Raw genomic sequence first — 16,140 nt, 5'->3', positions numbered from 1 at the left:
AAAATTGATAGGGATAAAAAAAATGAAAAAGATATCTTGTTTAGGGATGCTCGGTTTAATCCTTACAAGTTCACCAACATGGGCACTTGAAGCATTAGATGATGAAGTACTTTCATCGCTGACAGGTCAAGATGGCTTAACCATTAGTATTCTACCAACAGGACCTATTCAAGCTGATGTTATTTATCACGATAACGATGGTTTTGATAATACCTTGCTTGGAGGAACTAAAAAAGCAGGAGCAATAATGTTAGGGACAGCAGGGGGTATCGGGACTAATCCACTGTCATTGTCTTCAGGCTCTGCAAATATTAATGTTATTTTAGACATTGATACAGATGCAGGGACTACAACAACAGGTCCATTCTTGAATATTGGTGTGAGATTACCACAAGATCTTACAATTAATACGGGTGATATATGGGTCGGAGCATCTAAACAAAAAACAGGTGTAACTCGAGGAGTGGCTAATCCTACAAAAATTTTAGATAATATGCAGTTTTATATTTCTAATATGAAAACCAATATTCAATTGGGTGCTACACCACAAGGTGGGATATTAAAATTATCAGGTATATTCAAAAATGGTTTAACTATTACTGGATATAAGTTAAACGATATTGGGGGAGGTGGTAGTTTAGCGTTGGATAATATTTCAATCGCGAACTCAACGCCAGGTCAGTTTGGTATTACAAATTTAGATTTTGATATCACAGCTGGCGTAGCTCCAGAAGGCTTAAAATTGAATGTGAATAAGCTAGGTGATACTAACGGATTTAATGCAATGATTTGGGGGGCACGTGCAGGTGATGCAAATGCTAAAGCTTTTGGCGATGTTGAGCTAAATGGCGTGAACCTGAATGGAACTACGCTTACAGTTTCAGGACACTAAGTATTTTCTTTTAGCCTATCTTCCTGTTTCATCATTCCATAACAGTTTGTGTAATTGTAATTGGAAACGAACAGGGAGATGGTCATCTAAAATCCATTGTGCAAGATCACGTGCCAATTGTGGCAGACGTACAGCCCCTTTTTCAACTGCAAAGGCAGGAGAGAACCACACCGTACTCACTTTTTTATTGAGTTGAAACTCAGCCATTTGCTGTTTTGCCCAGTCATAGTCTTCACGATTACAAATTACAAATTTAATTTGATCTTTTAAGGTTAGATGCTCTAGGTTACTGAGTAAATTACGATGCGATTCGCCAGATGTCGGTGTTTTTAAGTCTAATACTTTAGAAATACGTGGATCTACTTTAGATACATCTAACGCACCACTGGTTTCTAATGAAACCTCACAGCCTAGATCAGCAAGACGAGTCATAAGAGGCAGCGCATTAGGCTGCGCCAAAGGCTCACCACCCGTTACACAAATATAAGGCGTTTGAAAGCTCAGCGTTGTCTGAATAATATCTTCTAAAGACTGACGCTCACCGCCTTCAAAAGAATAAGTTGTATCACAATAAGTACAGCGCAAAGGACAACCAGTTAAACGAATAAAGACAGTGGGTAAGCCCGCAGCATTGGCTTCACCTTGCAAAGAATAGAAAATCTCTGTGATACGTAACCCTGCAGACGGATCAGAAACATGAATAGACGAAGAACGAAGAGAAGTCATGACTTTTACCACAGATTACAAAATGAAAAATCCCCATACTCATGTCTGAGTATAGAGATGAGAAACTTAACAAGTTTCGTGAATAATAAAAAATTAATCTTCGCGCAATAAATCGTTTAAGCTAGTTTTAGCACGGGTTTTCGCATCAACTTTTTTCACGATAATTGCAGCATATAAGCTATATTTACCACATTTAGATGGAAGGCTACCAGACACAACTACAGAGCCTGCAGGTACACGACCATAATGGATCTCACCAGTTTCACGGTCATAGATTTTAGTAGATTGACCAATAAACACACCCATTGAAATCACAGAACCTTCTTCAACGATCACACCTTCAACGATTTCAGAACGTGCGCCAATGAAACAGTTATCTTCAATAATGGTTGGGTTGGCTTGTAATGGCTCTAAAACACCACCAATACCCACACCACCAGATAAGTGAACATTTTTACCAATTTGAGCACATGAGCCAACAGTTGCCCAAGTGTCAACCATAGTGCCTTCATCGACATAAGCACCAATATTGACATAAGATGGCATTAATACCACATTTTTAGCTTGGAAAGAACCTTTACGTGCAACTGCAGGCGGTACTACACGTACACTAGCTGCTTTAAATTGTTCATCTGTCCAACCATTAAACTTGGTATCCACTTTATCATAGAAACGAAGATCACATGATTCAATAGGCTTGTTGTCGTTGATTTTAAATGATAATAAAACAGCTTTTTTCAGCCATTGATGAACAACCCATTTACCTTCAATTTTTTCTGCTACACGAAGCTTACCATTATCTAAGCCAGCAATTACTTCCTCAACTGCTTGACGGATTTCAGCAGGGCAAGTCGCTGCTGTAAAATTTGCACGGTCTTCAAACGCTTGCTCAATCAGAATTGAAAGCTGAGACATGATTTTTTTCATCCAAAAAAATTTGCAAAGATTTTACACCAAAAGATATCGAATGAGATAAAAAAACAGAATTTTATAAAAAAATATCACACATTCAAACTTCGTTTAATTTTTGTTCGTCTAATTCTTAATTTATTGCTATTGTAAAGTATTAAATTCAATTAATTAAGCATATTTGTATCAAAAGTTAACAAAAAATCATCAATATGTATATTTTTTCGCAAACACTTTTAGCATATGATGAATATGAGTCAAAAATATAGCAATGATTAAAAAGCCTTTTTGAGGAGACATCTATGAAAATGTTAAAAGTATTGGCAGTAGCAACAGCATTATCTGCATCGGGTTTTGCAATGGCTGATGATCAAGTTGTACAAAGTGGTTATGCTTTTGATAAAAATCAATTAATCCCAACTGGTGTACGTGCTGAAGTCGGTACAACAGGTTACGGTGGTGCTTTACTTTGGACTGCAAACCCATACGTTGGTTTGGCTCTAGGTTATAATGGTGGTGACATTTCTTGGTCTGATGACATTAAAGTAAATGGCTCAACATACGATATGGATATGGACAATAGTCTTGCTTATTTAAATGCTGAGATTCGTCCATGGGGCGCAAGTCAAAATGTATGGGCACAAGGTCTATATGTGGCAGCTGGTGTTGGTTATGTAGATAATGATTATGATTTAAAAAGAAATATAGGTACTAATGCATCATTTAAAGTTGATGGATCGCGCTTTAACGCTGGTTTAAATGACAATGTTTCAATTAAAGGTAGTCAACAATATGACAATGATATTGCACCATACCTAGGTTTTGGTTTTGCTCCTAAAATTACTAAAAATATTGGTGTTTTTGGTGAAGTAGGTGCTTATTATACTGGAAACCCATCGGTTCAATTAGTCTCTAGTCATCCTAAATTAATTGGTGATGATGGTCGTACTTTAGGCCAAGCTGTAATCGATGAAGCAAATAAAATTGAGAATGATGATAAGTATGAGTGGATGCCAGTGGGTAAAATTGGTGTAAGTTATAACTGGTAAAACTTTTATATAAATAAAAAACGAGCTTCGGCTCGTTTTTTATTTGAATCATGGATTTTTGGTGGTGTTCTAAATTGTATGCTAATCAAATCTTTCAATAGAAAAATGAAAATATATCAATAAAATTCACTGTATTTGCAAAGCGTCATGATATTTAATTGGTGAGTAAAATATAATCAGTATACTTTTTGAAACACTATCAAATATAACTCTTTAATCTTCAGGATAAGCAATTTTCTTGAGTGCTTTAATATCTGCCTCAGGGGAGCATAAAGAAATAAATTCATAGCCATAACCACGTAATAAATGTCCTTTACGCACAGCGATCCATGTTGTATTTACACCAAAAATATCGGTATTAATTTGTTTAAGGCGATGATCACGTTCAAGATCATATGCGACATCATTGACTATACCGACACCCATACCGAGTTCAACATAGGTTTTAATAACATCGGCATCGAGCGCTGACATAACGATATCCACATCTAGTTCAGCATCTTGGAATGCTTTGTCAATTTTTGCACGTCCAGTAAAACCACCATGATAGGTAATGATTGGGTATTCAGCTAACTTTTCCAAAGTGATTTCTTTGGAATTAAGTTTGGTCAGCGCATGGTCTTGTGGCGTAATAATACTGTGTTTCCATTCATAGAATGGCACACTTCCTAAATTCTCTTCAGTCGTTAAAGATTCTGTGGCGATACCAATATCCGCAAGACCCAAAAGCAACATTTCAGAGATTTCAACAGGACTGGCTTGTTGCAAAATTAAATGTACTTTGGGAAAAGCTTTTTTAAATAGATTGACGATCGGCGGTAACACATAACGTGCTTGGGTATGTGTTGTAGCAATCGTTAATGTTCCTTCATCAACTTTATTGAAGTCATCAGCGAGGCGTTTGATATTGTCTGCATCAATCAGCATTCGTTCAACAATACTTAATAACGCTTGACCCGGTTCAGTTAAGCCAAGTAAACGTTTACCTTTACGAACAAACAGTTGTACACCGAGCTCATCTTCTAAGTCTTTGATATGTTTACTTACACCAGACTGTGATGTATATAAAGCCGCAGAAGCTTCAGTTAAATTATAATTTTGTCGAACTGTTTCTCGAATAATTCGTAATTGTTGAAAGTTCATTTAATCAATACCTCAATCTTGGATGAGTGTTTGGCACTCATCCGTATAGCGCACTATGCAACTTGATTTTCAAATAAGTGTAAAGTGGAAGGGCTGAGCCAAACCGTTTGATTTGGTCTAAATTTATGGAGTTTCGCTTCTTCTGAATTTAAAGAAATTTCAATCAAATTACCTTGACGATCATGTAATTCCGCCATGACTTTTCCTGCGATCCAAACTTCACGTAAAAAGGTTGCTTGAATGGCATTTTCAGTGGGTTGCGTATGAATCGTCAGTTCATCAGGACGCGCAAATGCAATCACTTTACCTTCTGCGGTATTTTTTGCAGATGCTAGTTGAATACGATCTTCACCTAAATAAATCGTACCTTGACGATTTTCTCCTTCAAAACGATTAGCTTGACCTAAAAAGTCAAATACAAATGGTGTCGCTGGTTTTTCATAAACTTCTCGTGGTGAACCAATTTGCTCAATATCCCCTTTGTTCATCACCACGATTTGGTCAGCTACCTCTAAAGCTTCTTCTTGGTCATGGGTCACGAAGATAGAAGTAATGTGTAATTCATCATGTAAGGTACGTAACCAACGGCGCAGTTCTTTACGCACTTTGGCATCCAAAGCTCCAAAAGGCTCATCGAGCAATAACACACGCGGTTCAACGGCTAAAGCACGTGCCAACGCAATACGTTGACGTTGCCCACCAGATAATTGCGCAGGATAGCGATCCGCTAAGAAACCAAGTTGCACAAGGTCGAGTAAACGTGTCACACGTTTTTTAATCTCAGCTTCACTTGGGCGAGTTGAACGTGGACGGACACGTAAACCAAAAGCAATATTGTCATATACAGTCATATGACGGAACAAAGCATAGTGTTGAAATACAAAACCAACTTGACGTTCACGCACATGCACATTTGTGGCATCTTGACCTTCAAGCACAATTTGCCCACGATCTGCAGACTCTAAACCAGCAATGATGCGTAGCAATGTGGTTTTACCACAACCTGATGGTCCCAGTAAGGCAACCAATTGACCGTCAGGAAAATCTAAAGTGATGTCTTTGAGTGCATGGAATGCCCCAAAGTGTTTTTCAATATTTTTAACTTGAATACTCATGCGGTTATTCCTTAAGAAACTGTTAAATCATCTTTGCTTTGGTTTTGTTTTTCTTGGCGGAACTCAACCCATGTTTTTAAAATCAGGGTAATAATTGCCAATAAAGCCAACAGCGATGACACTGCAAATGCAGCACTAAAGGTATATTCGTTGTATAAAATTTCTACATGTAACGGCAAGGTATTGGTTTCACCACGAATATGTCCAGAAACCACGGAAACTGCACCAAACTCACCCATTGCACGTGCATTACACAAAATCACTCCATAGATCAGACCCCATTTGATATTGGGTAAAGTCACCTTCCAAAAGGTCTGCCATCCTGAAGCGCCAAGTACAATTGCTGCTTCTTCTTCTTCAGTGCCTTGTGCTTCCATTAAAGGAATCAATTCACGCGCAACAAAAGGCACAGTAATAAATACAGTTGCAAGTACAATCGCAGGGGTTGCATATAAAATTTTAATGTCATTGTCCATTAACCAGCCGCCAAGCCAACCCTGTGAACCGAAAATTAAGACCAACATTAAACCTGCAATGACGGGCGATACTGAAAATGGTGTATCAATAATGGTGGTTAAAATCGCTTTACCTTTAAAGTTAAACTTGGCAACACACCATGCTGCAGCCACACCAAAAATTACATTCAATGGTACTGCGATTGCAGCCGTAAGCAGTGTTAATTTGACTGCCGATAAGGTATCTGGGTTCACTAAAGCTTCTACATAAACGGTTAAACCTTGTTTAAAGGCTTCAACGAACACTAAAATCAAAGGTAAAATCAAGCAGCTTAGAAAGAAAATTAAAGCAATACTAAGAAGAGTATAGCGTACCCATCTTGGTTCACGGGTTGCATCACGTGACTGAAGTTTTTCAGCCAAAGTATTACTATTGGTTGTTAAGCTCATCGTGCAGTTCTCCCTGTACGGCGACTCGCCCATGCTTGAACCAGATTAATCACAAATAAAATTGCAAATGAAATCACCAACATCACTACAGCAATAGTTGTTGCGCCTGCATAGTCATATTCTTCTAAACGAGAAATAATCATGAGTGGTGCAATTTCAGTTTCAAAAGGTTGATTGCCTGCAATAAAAATAACAGAGCCATATTCACCTACACCGCGTGCAAATGCCAAAGCAAAACCTGTTAAAAGTGCAGGAAATAGCACAGGTAAAATCACTTTTGTGATGATCTGAAAACGATTCGCACCCAATGCCGATGCCGCTTCTTCAAGCTCAGTTTCAAAATCACTCAGTACAGGTTGCACAGTCCGCACGACAAAAGGAATCCCAATAAAAATCAAAGCTAAGGTGATCCCAATCGGGGTATAAGCGACTTTAATTCCTAAAGGTTCTAAATATTGCCCAATCCAACCTGTCGGCGCATATAAAGATGTTAAGGCAATACCCGCAACTGCTGTAGGCAATGCAAAAGGTAAATCGACTAAAGCATCCACAATACGCTTACCAGGAAAGGTATAGCGCACTAAACACCAAGCCAATAATAAACCAAACACGACATTAATCAGGGCGGCAACAATGGCAGTACTAAAGCTCAGTTGAAGAGATTTTAAAATACGTTCAGAACTGAGAATTTCCCAAAGACCTTCCCAACCTACACCTAATGATTTTATGAAGACGGCAGATAACGGTATCAGTACGATTAAAGATAGATACGCAAGGGTGAAGCCTAGTGAAAGACCAAATCCTGGCAGCACTCGGGATCGCTGCGACATGACTACTCCTCAAAGAGAGAAAGCTTGTTGAAACCAACAAGCCAATAAACTAAAAACTTTTGTCAAGCTTAAAAGGCAATATTCAAATAGCAAATTTAAAATACAACTTGTTCTCATCAATATTACTGATATAAGGAAGAGTTGAGCGTGTAATTAAATGATCAAAAATTTCAGGGAAAGCGCCAAACCCTGAAGCGACATTGATATGACCCACTTGACCTAGATTACGTGGTTTAACTTTCCAAGCTTTTGCCAGTACTTGTGCATCTCCAAAACTTAACCAAGGGTCATTTTCAGAAATAAGCATATCAACAGGAACATCTATACGAAGATTTTGAAAATATTCAGCATAATTTCCAATACTATTTCGAGCAAATCCTGCTTCGCCAAAACGCGCAGGATTGGCAGGTGCAACTAAAATCATTTTTTTAATTTTTGACTGTAATTCAGGATGTTGTGCTAATGCTGCAACACTGGTCAAACAGCCAAAACTATGCGCAACGATTTGTAAAGGTGCGTCTGCTTGGTTTACGGTTTTTACAAAATTTTCAATCCAATTTGCTAAAACAGGATGCTGCCAATCCTTTTGTTGTACACGAGAGCAAGAGGGGAGTTGGCGTTGTAACCAAGATTGCCAATGATCATAATCACTGCCACCAACACCGGGAACAATTACGGTATGAATCATGTTAATGCTCCTTTGCTCTTTAACTTAACAGATTACTTAGCAGAATTTGCTTTTACGATTTGATCAAAAACACCATTATTTTCAAAATGTTGCTTTTGTACTTTTGTCCAGCCACCAAACTCTTGATCAATGGTGACTAATTTTAAGGGTCTAAATGTGGTCGCATATTTTTTCAAAGTGGCAGCATTACGAGGACGATAAAAGTTTTTTGCTGCAATTTCTTGACCCGCAGGTGAATACAAATAATTTAAATACGCTTTAGCAAGATTTAGGTTGCCATTTTTTTCTGCATTTTTCTCAACGATCGCCACAGGAGGCTCAGCTAAAATTGAAAGAGAGGGAGTAATAATTTCAAATTTATTCGGCTGCTCACGTTGTGCTAAAAATGCTTCATTTTCCCAAGCCAATAACACATCACCAATGCCACGTTCTGCAAATGTAGTGGTTGCACCACGTGCACCAGAGTCTAATACTTTGGTTTGCTTGTAGATTTGACGAACAAAATCTTGTGCTTTCGCATCAGAACCATATTTGTGTTTTGCCCATGCCCATGCTGCCAAATAGTTCCAGCGTGCGCCACCTGAGGTTTTTGGATTTGGAGTAATGATGTCTACGCCTGGTTTTACTAAATCGCCCCAGTCTTTAATGCCTTTTGGATTACCTTTACGCACTAAAAATACGATGGTTGAGGTATAAGGTGTTGAGTTTTGTGGAAATTTTTTTTGCCAATCTTTGGGTAATAAATTGGTCTTGTCCGCAATAGCATCAATATCCGCAGCCAACGCTAAAGTGACCACATCCGCACTTAAACCATCAATCACAGCACGTGCTTGTTTGCCTGAACCACCATGCGATTGTTTAAAGTTGATTTCTTGACCAGTTTTTGATTTCCAATACCCAGCGAATTGTTTATTAAAGTTATCGTATAATTCACGGGTTGGGTCATAAGATACATTTAAAAAATCTTTGGCTGCTGACGAGAAAGTAGACACAGAGATTAAAGTTGCTGCGACTGCTAATTTTAACTTTGAAAATTGCATGGATAATGCCCCAAATATTGTTAATTTCGTTAATATGGATGCAGCATAACGCCAGTCTTTATCCATAAAAAATAATAAAAAACGAATTTTATATGAATAAAAACGCATAAGATTGGCTTTTAAATAGGGTGAGAGTCAGTATTTTTTTAGGAAAATAAACATGGTATATGCTTATAGAAATGGTCAAGCTGTTGATTCTCTATCAGTTTTTGATCGGGCTTTTCAGTATGGAGACGGTTGTTTTACTACGGCACGTATTCATCAAAATCACATCGAGTTGGAACAACGTCATCATCAGCGTTTAATGGATGCTGCTGAAAAATTATTTTTACAGACAGATTGGTCTATTTTAGATCAGACGTTGACACAATTAACCCAGAAATTCACATACTTAAATGGCACTTTAAAAATTGTGCTGAGTCGTGGCGAAGGGCAGCGGGGTTATTTGATACCCGATCATGCGGCTGACTTATACGTATTTTATTATCCGCATACAACCCAAGATTTTCAGCCCGAATATATAAACAGTGGTGTTTTGACACAGCGCATCGGATTGAGCATGCCGCCATTGGTTGGTGTAAAAAGCTTAAATCGTCTTGAACAAGTGATGTTAAAAAAAGAAGCGCATGAACGAGGTTGGTTGGAAGCTTTGGCGGTGGATGTGCAAGATCGTATTGTTGAAGGAGTGAGCAGTAATTGTTTTATTCAAATAAACAATACATGGATTAGCCCCGAACTCCGTTATAATGGCGTGCATGGTGTGATGCGTGCGGAAATCTTACAACGTATGCAACAACAGCATATTTCATGTGAACATCGTTATGTTTCTATCCATGAAATACCAGCGATTCAAAGTCTATTTTTTTGTAATGCGTTAAGCCCTATGAAAATTGCTCAAACTTTGGATGGCAAACCTTTAGCGCTTCAACCTTGTGTTGAATTATTTGAAACTTTGCAATTACATTTGTTTAAATCTCATGCCTAAGACTCCTGCAAAAACCAATAAAAAAGTGCCGAAAAATGCACAAAACAAATTCTATAAAGGCGTTGCAGTTGTATTGATTGCAGCTTTAATTTTGGTTGCCATCATTTTGAAAATGAGCTTGTTTAAAGCCTATCCTGTAGACGGTGCCAAGCAAAAACTCGTAATTGATCAAGGTGATACTTATACGGGTTTTATTGATCAACTCGCCAAAGACCATAAAGTAAATTTTCCGATTATTTTAAAGCTCTATCGTAAGGTTTTTATTCATGACACCATGAAAGCAGGTGTTTATGAAGTTTCAAAAGGCATGAACATGCGCCAAGTTTTGCTGATGGTGTCTGATGCTGATAATGCGCAAATGAATCGTGTTTTAGTCATTGAAGGCACTACAACAAAACAGTTACTCAACACCCTGAAAAAAGATCAGTATGTTAAAACTGAAATTGCACATCTAAGTACTGCTGAAATGCTAAAAGCTTTAAATATTCCTTATGATCATCCAGAAGGTTTGTTTGCCCCAGATACTTACTTCTTTGATAAAGGCGCAAGTGACAAAAAGATTTTGACTGATTTATATCAGCGTCAAATGAAAATTTTAGATGCTGCGTGGGAAAAACGTGATCAAGGGTTGCCTTATGAAAATAAATATCAAGCTTTGATTATGGCATCAATTATTGAACGTGAAACCAGTGTAGACAGCGAGCTTCGTCAAGTATCTGGCGTTTTTGTACGCCGTTTAAAATTAGGAATGCGTTTGCAAACAGATCCAACCGTGATTTATGGTATGGGTGACAGCTACAAAGGCAATATCACTAAACAAGATTTACGTACACCAACAGCTTATAATACCTATACCATCAATGGCTTACCACCTACACCGATTGCTTTGCCAAGTAAAAAAGCCATTGAAGCTGCGATGCATCCTGACAACACTGATAATATTTACTTTGTTGCTACAGGTAATGGTGGGCATAAATTTTCAGCCAATTTGGCGGATCATAATCGTGCAGTACAAGAATATCTTTCTGTGATGCGTTCAAAAAATTAGGAGTTACTATGTTTATTAGTTTTGAAGGCACAGAAGGTGTAGGAAAAACCACACTGATTCGTAGATTGTTTGAATATTTTCAACAACAGGGTAAAGATGTTGTATTGACACGAGAACCTGGTGGAACACCACTTGCTGAGCAAATACGTTCGTTATTGTTGTCAGTCAATCATGATGAAAAAATGAGCAATGATACAGAGTTATTGCTGATGTATGCAGCACGTGCACAGCATATCGAAGCGGTGATTTTACCTGCTTTGGGAGCGGGTAAGATCGTCTTGTGTGATCGTTTTATCGATTCAAGCTTTGCCTATCAATGTGCGGGACGTGGTTTGAGTCGTGACAAGCTACACCTGTTAAATGAAAATTTTGTCGCTCAAATGCCTGATTTAACTTTTTGGTTAGATGCACCGATTGAATTAGGAATGACTCGTGCGAGAGAGCGGGGTGCTTTAGATCGCTTTGAACAAGAAAAAGTAACCTTCTTTGAATCGGTACGTTCAGGATTTGCAGAAATTCATGCACGAGATCCCGAGCGTATGAAGCGTTTGGATGCGACTCAAACTGAGGATGCGGTTTTTGCAGAAGCATTAAGTTATTTGGAATAATTTAAAATTTTAAGCTTAATCACAATTTCCAAATTAAAATTGCTTGACTATGTACAGAATGGAGAAATTACAGGAACCCAAAGCTTCTGTTATTTTTCCTAAGCAATTCACCTCTAAAAATAAAAGTTTTTCTCATTATAAAACCTAATATATCTGCATAGTTTTTATAAGAAATTATTTTATAAGTGGTTTTAAAATAGAACAAAATAAAAGCATTGGCAAAGATTTTCCTTATCAATCAAAAAGTGAACCCAAGAGTTCTTAAGTCTATTCACAAAAACATTTATATTGACAAGGTCATGAAATAAAGCAATAGCTTAGGGATAGATAGAAATGAAAAGTAGCAAACAGGAAATTATTGATTTTTTAACCGTACATTTTCCACCGAGTTTAGAAAAATGTGAAATTGAAGAGGTGACTGAATGCGGTGCAACTTTGATTTGGCACGTGAGTGGCACAGATATTCGTCCAGGTGGAACCATTTCAGGACCTACTATGATGACACTGGCTGATTTTGCTTTATATGTCGCAATCTTAGGGGAAATAGGCATTGTAGGTTTAGCAGTCACCACCAATTTAAATATTAATTTCTTGCGTAAACCATCAGGTGGTGTGGACTTACGTGGTGTCTGTAAATTGATGAAAGTGGGGCAAGCTTTGATTGTAGGTGAAGTTTGGATCTATTCCATTGATCAAGAGCAACCTGTGGCACATGTCACAGGCACTTATTCCATTCCTCCAAAAAGATAAGGTTTAGATTTAAATAGAATAGAAACGTCAAATAGCATTTTAAAACAGTAATATTTAAAATAGGAAATAGTCGATTTGAAGACTATTTCCTATCAGTTATTTCTTAAGCGTGATTTATTTGTTGCAATATATTATTGGATGCGTAAACCTAACATAGCATGTTGTCCTTCACGGATAATTGCCACGCGCGCAACGGTATTCGCTTTGAGCTCTGATACCGCTTCAACAAAATCATTGGCATTTAAAATTGGTTTAGAATTGATTTGTGTCACAATATCTCCTGCAAGAAGACGAGATTGTGCTGCCAAACCGCCACGTGTCACATCCTGAATCAAGACCCCACCTTTCACACCTAAACGAGATTTTTCAACTTCGTTTAATGCGCGAATAGCTACCCCAAGTGTCGGTCCTTTTTTCTTAGCAGATGTAACGGCATTTTCACTTTTTGCCGGGGTGTCGTCTGGTGCAGTAGTTAAAGTTGCTGTAATGACTTTGGCTTTATCATCACGTAAAACTTCGAGCTGTACCGTTTGTTTTGGCTGTGTGCGGTTGAGATAGTTCAACAACTCACTAGTACGTGAAATTGGTGAACCATTGTATTTCATGATCACATCACCCGCTCTAAAACCAGCTTTGTCTGCAGGTGAACCTGCTGCAACTTGAGTAATCAAAGAGCCTTCTGGTTTATCTAGTTTATAAGCTTCTGCTAAATTACGGTCAATATCTTGTAGCATCACGCCCAAATATGAACGCGTCACTTTACCATTAGTTTTCAACTGGCTGACCACATCCATTGCCACATCGATTGGGATGGAGAATGACAAGCCCATATAACCGCCTGTACCACTAAAAATCCGTGAGTTAACGCCTACCACCTGTCCTTGCTGGTTAAACAGTGGACCTCCTGAGTTGCCTGGATTTAAAGCTACATCGGTTTGAATAAATGGTACTGACGTTTCACCCATCATATTACGTGATTTAGCGCTGACAATCCCTGCCGATGCTGAGTAATCAAAGCCGAATGGTGAACCAATTGCTAGTACGGGTTGCCCCACTTTGAGTTGATCAACATTGCCTGTGCTTAATGAAGGAAAATTCGCCCCCTCTACTTTCAATAGTGCAATGTCTGTACGCTCATCACTGCCGATTACTTTGGCATCAATTTCACGACGATCATTCAGCACAATAGTTACTTTTGAAGCATCTTCGACTACATGGTGGTTAGTTACTAAATAACCATCTTTGCTGATGAAAAAGGCACTGCCATAGCCAGTTTTTTCTTGGGGAATTTGTTGTTGGGGAATAATAATTTGATTACCAAAAAAACGTTTTAAGATCTCAGGAACTTGTTGTTGTAATAATTCTTCCTGCGTCATCTTTTTTACAACATTAACGCTGACGACAGCAGGGCTAACTTGTTCCACCAAGTTTGAGAAATCAACAGGTGCTTGTGCTTGTACTTGTGTTGCTGCAACTGTAAATACAGCCGCATACATTCCTTTTTGTATAAAGCCATTTTTCATGAGATAGTAAACCTACAAATTTTGTTCTTTATTGACATAGTCGTTTTGTAACATACAAATGTACAGTGTTGCGTAATAAAATGTTTCTATATTTTTAAAAAACAATACTTTACTTAAAAAATGCTTAAAATATGATGAATTTGCCGAATAGACTCAAATCTGAGACTTATAACTATTGAAATTTACTAAAAAAAAGAGTGTCATTACTAAACTCTTTTCAAATTAGCTGATGGACATGTCTAATTTAAAAACCACGCATCAATTTGACGTGATTATTGTGGGAAGTGGTGGCGCAGGTTTAAGCCTAGCTTTATCTTTGCCAACACATTTTAAAATTGCTGTTTTAGCCAAATCAAGCTTAACCGATGCCAGTACTTATTATGCCCAAGGTGGTGTTGCGGCTGTGCTTGATGAGACTGATTCTATTGAACAACATATAGATGACACTATGATTGCAGGTGCACATTTATGTGAAATGGATGCAGTGAAGCAAACTGTTGAAGGAGGTCGACCATCTGTTGATTTTTTACTTGAACATGGCGTGAAATTCACCTTAGATGAGGATGAACAACTACATCTGACCCGTGAAGGTGGGCATTCACAGCGCCGTATTATTCATGCGGCAGATGCAACGGGCAAAGCCATTTCAACGACATTGGTTGAACGTGCCCAAGAAAAATCCAATATTACGATTTTTGAAAATTATATTGCAATTGATCTGATTACGACGCACAAATTAGGGCATAAAGCACGGGTAAATAAAGCTTTGGGTTTGTATGCACTGGATGAGCGTAATGAAAAAGTACATACTTTTTTAGCGCCTTTCACCGCACTTGCATGTGGTGGCGCAATGAAAGCGTATTTATATACTTCTAACCCTGATATTGCTACGGGTGATGGTATCGCGATGGCATATCGTGCAGGCTGCCGAGTTGCGAATATGGAATTTAACCAATTTCATCCGACTTGTTTATACCATCCACAAGCACGTTCATTTTTGATCACTGAAGCCATGCGTGGTGAAGGTGCTTATTTACGCTTACCTGATGGCGAACGCTTTATGCTGCGTTTTGATGAACGTGCAGAGCTTGCGCCACGTGATATCGTAGCACGTGCGATTGATTATGAAATTAAACGTTTAGGTATCCGTCATGTGTGGCTCGACATAAGCCATAAATCTGCGGATTTTGTGAAAGACCATTTCCCAACTTTATATGCACGTTTGATGGAGTTGGGTATCGACATTACCAAAGATATGATTCCTGTGGTTCCTGCAGCGCACTATACTTGTGGTGGTGTAGTTGTGGATGAGAATAGTGAAACCGATATTGCAGGTTTATATGCGATTGGGGAAACCTCATATACAGGTTTACATGGCGCAAACCGTATGGCAAGTAATTCTTTATTAGAATGTTTTGTCTATGGCATGAGTGCTGCAAAAGATATTCAAGAAAAATTTGATCACTCTTTTGAAGTCCCAAATGTCCCTGAATGGGATGCGACACAAGCGGTAAGTCCTGATGAAGACGTGGTGATTTTGCAAAATTGGGATGAGCTGCGTCAGACCATGTGGAATTATGTCGGCATCGTGCGCACTACTAAGCGTTTAGAACGCGCACTGCATCGTATAGAAATGCTGAAACAGGAAATTACTGAATATTATCAAGATTATCACGTCAGTAAAAATTTGATCGAGCTACGTAATTTGGTCTTGGTTTCAGAAATGATTGTACGTTGTGCGATGCAACGTAAAGAATCTCGTGGTTTACATTACACGTTGGATTATCCGGAACAATCAAGTGAGCTACGCAAAACTGTACTCACGCCACCAAACTTTAAAGTAGAAACACCTTTGGTCAATAGCCAAGAGCAGCTTTAACTTGAAATAGGAAATAGTCTATTGTCAGGCTATTTCCTTAACTTTAAGAT

The 16,140-nt window shown here is 38.3% G+C and carries 16 protein-coding genes; 7 read left to right on the top strand and 9 right to left on the bottom strand.

Features of this window, described 5'->3' with window-relative positions:
- The first annotated feature begins 22 nt into the window (after positions 1-22).
- Complete coding sequence (filA, locus tag DJ533_RS13715; protein ID WP_065994916.1) at positions 23-892, top strand: putative pilus system protein FilA; 870 nt, start codon at positions 23-25, stop codon at positions 890-892.
- Positions 893-907: 15 nt separating this feature from the next.
- Here filA and queE read toward each other — a convergent pair whose 3' ends face one another.
- Both queE and dapD read right to left on the bottom strand, forming a co-directional pair.
- Complete coding sequence (gene queE / locus DJ533_RS13710; RefSeq protein WP_065994915.1) at positions 908-1,618, bottom strand: 7-carboxy-7-deazaguanine synthase QueE; 711 nt, start codon at positions 1,616-1,618, stop codon at positions 908-910.
- Between the two features lie 93 nt (positions 1,619-1,711).
- Positions 1,712-2,533, bottom strand: a complete 822-nt coding sequence (dapD, locus tag DJ533_RS13705) for a 2,3,4,5-tetrahydropyridine-2,6-dicarboxylate N-succinyltransferase (RefSeq protein WP_065994914.1) — start codon at positions 2,531-2,533, stop codon at positions 1,712-1,714.
- Positions 2,534-2,829: 296 nt separating this feature from the next.
- On the opposite strand from dapD, the gene carO reads away from it, so the two are divergent.
- The gene (carO, locus tag DJ533_RS13700; protein WP_065994913.1) at positions 2,830-3,576 is read left to right on the top strand and encodes an ornithine uptake porin CarO; all 747 of its coding nucleotides are present in this window, start codon (positions 2,830-2,832) and stop codon (positions 3,574-3,576) included.
- A gap of 213 nt (positions 3,577-3,789) precedes the next feature.
- Here carO and DJ533_RS13695 read toward each other — a convergent pair whose 3' ends face one another.
- The 6 genes from DJ533_RS13695 to DJ533_RS13670 all read right to left on the bottom strand — a co-directional run bounded on the left by DJ533_RS13695 (position 3,790) and on the right by DJ533_RS13670 (position 9,297).
- Positions 3,790-4,719, bottom strand: coding sequence for a CysB family HTH-type transcriptional regulator (locus tag DJ533_RS13695; RefSeq protein WP_065994912.1), 930 nt, complete (start codon positions 4,717-4,719; stop codon positions 3,790-3,792).
- A gap of 53 nt (positions 4,720-4,772) precedes the next feature.
- The gene (locus tag DJ533_RS13690) at positions 4,773-5,834 is read right to left on the bottom strand and encodes a sulfate/molybdate ABC transporter ATP-binding protein (RefSeq protein WP_065994911.1); all 1,062 of its coding nucleotides are present in this window, start codon (positions 5,832-5,834) and stop codon (positions 4,773-4,775) included.
- A gap of 11 nt (positions 5,835-5,845) precedes the next feature.
- Positions 5,846-6,739: a sulfate ABC transporter permease subunit CysW gene (gene cysW, locus DJ533_RS13685; RefSeq protein ID WP_065994910.1), complete on the bottom strand. Its 894-nt coding sequence runs from the start codon at positions 6,737-6,739 to the stop codon at positions 5,846-5,848.
- Positions 6,736-7,569, bottom strand: a complete 834-nt coding sequence (gene cysT / locus DJ533_RS13680; RefSeq protein ID WP_065994909.1) for a sulfate ABC transporter permease subunit CysT — start codon at positions 7,567-7,569, stop codon at positions 6,736-6,738. Before cysT ends, cysW begins: the two co-directional genes overlap by 4 nt.
- A gap of 82 nt (positions 7,570-7,651) precedes the next feature.
- Positions 7,652-8,257, bottom strand: coding sequence for an RBBP9/YdeN family alpha/beta hydrolase (locus tag DJ533_RS13675; protein WP_065994908.1), 606 nt, complete (start codon positions 8,255-8,257; stop codon positions 7,652-7,654).
- Positions 8,258-8,289: 32 nt separating this feature from the next.
- Complete coding sequence (locus tag DJ533_RS13670) at positions 8,290-9,297, bottom strand: sulfate ABC transporter substrate-binding protein (protein ID WP_065994958.1); 1,008 nt, start codon at positions 9,295-9,297, stop codon at positions 8,290-8,292.
- A 160-nt stretch (positions 9,298-9,457) separates the two neighbouring features.
- Here DJ533_RS13670 and pabC point away from each other — a divergent pair, with 160 nt between their 5' ends.
- From pabC to DJ533_RS13650, 4 genes are all read left to right on the top strand, one after another.
- Positions 9,458-10,282, top strand: coding sequence for an aminodeoxychorismate lyase (gene pabC / locus DJ533_RS13665; protein WP_065994907.1), 825 nt, complete (start codon positions 9,458-9,460; stop codon positions 10,280-10,282).
- Positions 10,275-11,330, top strand: coding sequence for an endolytic transglycosylase MltG (gene mltG / locus DJ533_RS13660; RefSeq protein ID WP_065994906.1), 1,056 nt, complete (start codon positions 10,275-10,277; stop codon positions 11,328-11,330). The genes pabC and mltG overlap by 8 nt, the downstream gene beginning before the upstream one ends.
- Positions 11,331-11,338: 8 nt before the next feature.
- On the top strand, positions 11,339-11,938 hold the full coding sequence (tmk, locus tag DJ533_RS13655; RefSeq protein WP_065994905.1) for a dTMP kinase: 600 nt from the start codon (positions 11,339-11,341) through the stop codon (positions 11,936-11,938).
- A gap of 333 nt (positions 11,939-12,271) precedes the next feature.
- Positions 12,272-12,688 carry a PaaI family thioesterase gene (locus DJ533_RS13650; protein WP_065994904.1) on the top strand — a complete coding sequence of 139 codons (417 nt, stop codon included), beginning with the start codon at positions 12,272-12,274 and terminating at the stop codon, positions 12,686-12,688.
- A 131-nt stretch (positions 12,689-12,819) separates the two neighbouring features.
- Here DJ533_RS13650 and DJ533_RS13645 read toward each other — a convergent pair whose 3' ends face one another.
- Positions 12,820-14,211: a Do family serine endopeptidase gene (locus tag DJ533_RS13645; protein WP_065994903.1), complete on the bottom strand. Its 1,392-nt coding sequence runs from the start codon at positions 14,209-14,211 to the stop codon at positions 12,820-12,822.
- A 229-nt stretch (positions 14,212-14,440) separates the two neighbouring features.
- On the opposite strand from DJ533_RS13645, the gene nadB reads away from it, so the two are divergent.
- Positions 14,441-16,090 (top strand): L-aspartate oxidase, encoded by a 1,650-nt coding sequence (gene nadB / locus DJ533_RS13640; RefSeq protein ID WP_065994902.1) that lies wholly within the window; start codon positions 14,441-14,443, stop codon positions 16,088-16,090.
- Positions 16,091-16,140 lie beyond the last annotated feature (50 nt).

Origin of the sequence: Acinetobacter defluvii (genome assembly GCF_001704615.3) — a bacterium.
In the GTDB taxonomy this organism is placed as follows: Bacteria; Pseudomonadota; Gammaproteobacteria; order Pseudomonadales; family Moraxellaceae; genus Acinetobacter; species Acinetobacter defluvii.
This window is presented reverse-complemented; position numbering and strand designations above follow the sequence as displayed.